Origin of the sequence: Arthrobacter sp. CAL618, assembly GCF_000468215.1 — a bacterium.
Taxonomy (GTDB): Bacteria; Actinomycetota; Actinomycetes; order Actinomycetales; family Micrococcaceae; genus Arthrobacter_D.
The window spans coordinates 1-1,866 of record NZ_ASZW01000042.1 but is presented as its reverse complement, the minus strand read 5'-3'; the positions used below and the strand labels follow the sequence as shown (position 1 = coordinate 1,866).

The 1,866-nt window shown below is 65.5% G+C and carries 2 protein-coding genes and 1 pseudogene; 1 reads left to right on the top strand and 2 read right to left on the bottom strand.

Annotated features, from left to right (window positions below; all coding sequences use genetic code 11):
* Positions 1-169: 169 nt before the first annotated feature.
* Positions 170-325: a hypothetical protein gene (locus tag K728_RS20815; protein ID WP_156911140.1), complete on the bottom strand. Its 156-nt coding sequence runs from the start codon at positions 323-325 to the stop codon at positions 170-172.
* A 146-nt stretch (positions 326-471) separates the two neighbouring features.
* Between K728_RS20815 and K728_RS0102395 the strand changes: the two genes are divergently transcribed.
* Positions 472-906, top strand: coding sequence for a PGPGW domain-containing protein (locus K728_RS0102395; RefSeq protein WP_202805317.1), 435 nt, complete (start codon positions 472-474; stop codon positions 904-906).
* A 27-nt stretch (positions 907-933) separates the two neighbouring features.
* On the opposite strand, the pseudogene K728_RS18205 reads toward K728_RS0102395, so the two are convergent.
* Positions 934-1,834, bottom strand: a pseudogene (locus K728_RS18205) (DNA-formamidopyrimidine glycosylase family protein).
* Between the last annotated feature and the right edge of the window lie 32 nt (positions 1,835-1,866).

The window sequence follows — 1,866 nt, the reverse complement described above, 5'->3', positions numbered from 1 at the left end:
ACCGGCAACGTCTACATTCCGGCACCGCCGGCCCACGCACCCACCCTTGGCTAGCACCCCCACTCCCCCGCACACGAGCGCATCGGACCCAGGTACTGGCGCCGCGCATCGTGCCATGCGTCGCGGCCCGCTCCGCGACGCTCAGTACCTGGAAAATTGGTTCGGGGAGCTAGTTGTCTTCGTCCGAGGGTTCCTCGGGCTCAAAGCTCGAGGCCTCTTCAGTGACTCCTGCTCCTACCCCCTCCTCGGACTCCGGGATAGTGCCTTCGGGGCCTTTCGACTTCTCGTCGGCGTTCGCATTTTCCGGCTCAGGCTGCTCAGTCATTGCGCTCCTTCTGGTTGCTGTTCAACTCGTCCTGTCATCCTAGCGAGTCCCGGTGGCGCTGACTCATCGAATGGCCCAGGGCTCGCTCCTGGGCGCGGGCGCCGGACCGAATATGGCAAGCTAATCAAATGATGAAGGCGGACCGCGTGCACCCCTGGATACGGCGAGTCGCCATTGAAGTGGGCGGGTGGACACTGGTGGTGCTTGGTATTGCCGGGTTGGTCCTCCCCGGTCCGGGCCTGCTATTGGTCGCTTCCGGACTGGCAGTGCTGTCCTTCCGCTATCCCTGGGCGGAACGGCTCTTGCACCCGGTGATGGCGCGGGCCATGCAGGCGGCCGAGCTGGGCATGCTGACCTGGCCCCGCATTGTGCTCAGTGTGCTGAGCGCGCTGACGCTCATGGCCACGGGAGTGATCTGGGGGTTACAACCCGATGTCCCCGGCTGGTGGCCGCTGGAAGACCGGTGGTGGCTGCCGGGCGGCTGGGTCACCGGTGGCACCATGATCGGCTCAGGCATCATTGCGTTGGGCCTGATCGTCTACAGTTACCGAAGGTTCAGGCCCGGCCGGTCAGAACGCTAGACGCACGGCACCGGCCAGGTGCGCCGGCTACTTCAGGAACTTCGACGTACGCCGGTCGGCCAGCGGTTTGCCGCCGGTCTGGCAGGTGGGACAGTACTGCAGCGAGGAATCCGCGAAGGAGACTTCGCGCACCGTGTCACCGCAGACCGGGCACGCCTCGCCCGTGCGGGCATGTACCCGCAGTGACTGCCGTTTGGTGTCCTTGAGTTCCTTGGCGGGCCGCCCGGACGCAGCCTCGATCGCTGTCCTCAGCAGGTGGTGCATGGTGGTGTGGAGGGTGGCGACGGCGTCGTCGTCGAGCTTGTTGGCCAGGGCAAACGGCGAGAGCCGTGCCGCGTGCAGGATTTCATCGCTGTAGGCGTTGCCAATTCCCGCGATCTTTGACTGATCCCTCAGCAGCCCCTTGATCTGGCCAGCGTGGGCGTGTAGCAGGGGCTTGAATCCCGCCAGGTCCAACTCAAGCGCATCCGGTCCCAGCCTGGCGATCCCGGGAACCTCCTCAGGGCTCTCGACCACGTAGGCGGCCAGCGACTTGCGGGTCCCAGCCTCGGTCAGGTCGAAGCCCGGCTCACCCNCCCCCGGGTCCAGGTTCGGTGCCAGCGTCCGCGAACCGGACCCGCAGCGCGATTAGCCCCTTGCCCGGCTTCAGGCGTGCCGTGCTGAGACTGTCGGACCATCTGAGCCACCCGGCGCGGGCCAGATGCATCACCAGGAATAGCCCGCCGATCTCCAGCACCAGGAATTTGCCACGCCGGTCAACTGATTGAACCTGCAGCCCAGCCAGGGACTGCACGGGTACCTTGGCTGTCTTCAGCACCGAAAAGGACGCCACCTCAAGACCGGCGACGACGGCGGGCGGACCGTCCTCGGGGATGAGTTTCCGCCGAAGGAAATCAACGAGTCCCTGCACCTCAGGCATCTCTGGCATGGACCTAGGTTAACACTGCTGCACAACGGACG

What these genes read in the sequence shown, in the direction of transcription:
- K728_RS20815 (WP_156911140.1), bottom strand. Translation starts at nt 325, where the DNA reads ATGACTGAGCAGCCTGAGCCGGAAAATGCGAACGCCGACGAGAAGTCG.